The 1,934-nt window shown below is 47.9% G+C and carries 2 protein-coding genes; both read left to right on the top strand.

The features are described 5' to 3' along the window. Window positions 1–231 precede the first annotated feature (231 nt). Window positions 232–1,107, top strand: coding sequence for a COX15/CtaA family protein (locus tag AC9UEY_RS04075; RefSeq protein ID WP_509538131.1), 876 nt, complete (start codon window positions 232–234; stop codon window positions 1,105–1,107). A gap of 3 nt (window positions 1,108–1,110) precedes the next feature. Then, window positions 1,111–1,934: thiamine pyrophosphate-binding protein (locus AC9UEY_RS04070; RefSeq protein WP_509538128.1), on the top strand; the 824-nt coding region annotated here is incomplete at its 3' end.

Here is a 1,934-nt window from a genome sequence, read left to right as displayed (position 1 = left end):
AAAAGATCAAGGTGTCGTCTAATTCCTGCGGCGGTTAGCCCTAAGCGCTCACCTAGAACGGCAGCGGTTGATGGTCCATTTTCTAGAATTGAGCGGGCCACAAGGTCACGGGTACGAGCATCATCTCCCGCTGGGTTGGCTCCGGTCATTTTCACAACACTATTGTGTCGTAATTCGACACAGAGAGCCACTCGAGAGCCCCGCGTGGCCGAAGAGTCATAGGCTTAGGCCATGTCCAAAACCACAGATCTAGCCACCAAGATTTTGGCCCCGGCCACAGGATTGCTGCTTTTCTTGCAGGCCGCCCTTGTTGTAACCGGCGGAGCTGTTCGGCTAACAGGTTCTGGATTGGGATGTCCCACCTGGCCCGAGTGCACACCCGGTTCATACACCCCGGTCCCCTATCAAGCCGAACCTCAACTCAATGTTTGGATTGAGTTTGGAAATCGATTACTCACTTTTATATTAGTCATTGCATCTATTGCAGTAATCATCGCAGTTCTAAAAAGCAAGAGAAAAGATCTACGCCTATTAGCAGTAGGACAATTCCTGGGAATCTTTGGTCAAGGAATTCTTGGTGGAATCACTGTGTTGACTGATTTGAACCCTATCCCTGTTGCTGGACATCTACTGCTGTCAATCATCCTCATAGCTGGTGCCACCTCGTTGTACTCCCGAAGATATACACCGGTTGTTTTTGTGAAGCCCACATCTCTTACTTCAAAGATTTCCTTGGTGCACGTTGTCACCTCTTTTGTTGTAATTATTTTGGGAACAATAGTGACCGGATCAGGTCCACATGCCGGAGATGCACAAGCACAACGTTTTAGCTTTGATATTCGCACAGTTGCCTGGTTGCATGCCGATGTCGTCATCTTTCTGCTCGGAGTCACATTTGCTTTTTATGTTGCTCAAGGAACTAACGCTCCAACCAAAAAGGCAATCAAAGTATTTGCAGTGATTGCCCTTGCCCAAGGTGGAATTGGCTATATTCAATACTTCACCGGCATTCCTGAAATTTTGGTAGCTGCTCACCTGCTAGGAGCGACTTTGATATGGATCGCAGCGTGGCGAATCCGACTGTCAGTAATCACACAGAATGGATAAGAGATGAGCGCACTAACCGGTTGGACTGAATTAGATGATCGTGCTGTTGCCTATGCACGGGCACTATCTGCTGATGCAGTTCAAAAAGTTGGTAATGGTCACCCAGGTACTGCGATGTCCCTGGCACCTGTCGCATACTCACTATTCCAACGCCACCTCATTCATGATCCGTCCGATCCACAGTGGCTAGGTCGCGACAGATTCATTCTCTCGTGCGGTCACTCATCGCTAACCCTCTACGTGCAACTCTTTTTAAGTGGTTACGGCCTTGAAATGAAAGATCTTCAAAGCTTTAGAACATGGGGATCATTGACTCCGGGTCATCCTGAATACGGTCACACTGCAGGTGTAGAAATGACAACTGGTCCATTGGGGCAAGGTGTTGCAACTGCAGTCGGTATGGCAATGGCTGCTCGTTATGAGCGCGGATTACTCGATCCCACAGCACCAGCGAATTCTTCACTCTTTGATCACTCTATTTGGGTTATTTGCTCTGATGGTGATCTCCAAGAAGGTGTTAGCGCTGAAGCTTCTTCCTTGGCCGGTACCCAAGAACTTGGCAACTTAAACATTATTTATGATGACAACAGAATTTCCATCGAAGGCGATACTCATACTACATTCACAGAAGATGTTGCCGCTAGATACCGCGCTTATGGATGGCATGTAATAGATGTAGCAACTGCTGCAAATGGAAGTGTCGATGTGATCGGACTTGATGCCGCCATGATTGCTGCAAAGAGAGAAACATCAAAGCCAACTTTGATTCGAATGCATTCAGTAATCGCCTGGCCTGCTCCAAAAGCACAAGGAACAGCAGCTTCCCA

Source organism: Candidatus Planktophila sp., from assembly GCF_040402275.1.
In the GTDB taxonomy this organism is placed as follows: Bacteria; Actinomycetota; Actinomycetes; order Nanopelagicales; family Nanopelagicaceae; genus Planktophila.
This window is presented reverse-complemented; position numbering and strand designations above follow the sequence as displayed.

Bases quoted from the DNA above. Each gene is read 5' to 3' on its own strand.
- AC9UEY_RS04075 (WP_509538131.1), top strand. From the start codon at position 232: ATGTCCAAAACCACAGATCTAGCCACCAAGATTTTGGCCCCGGCCACA.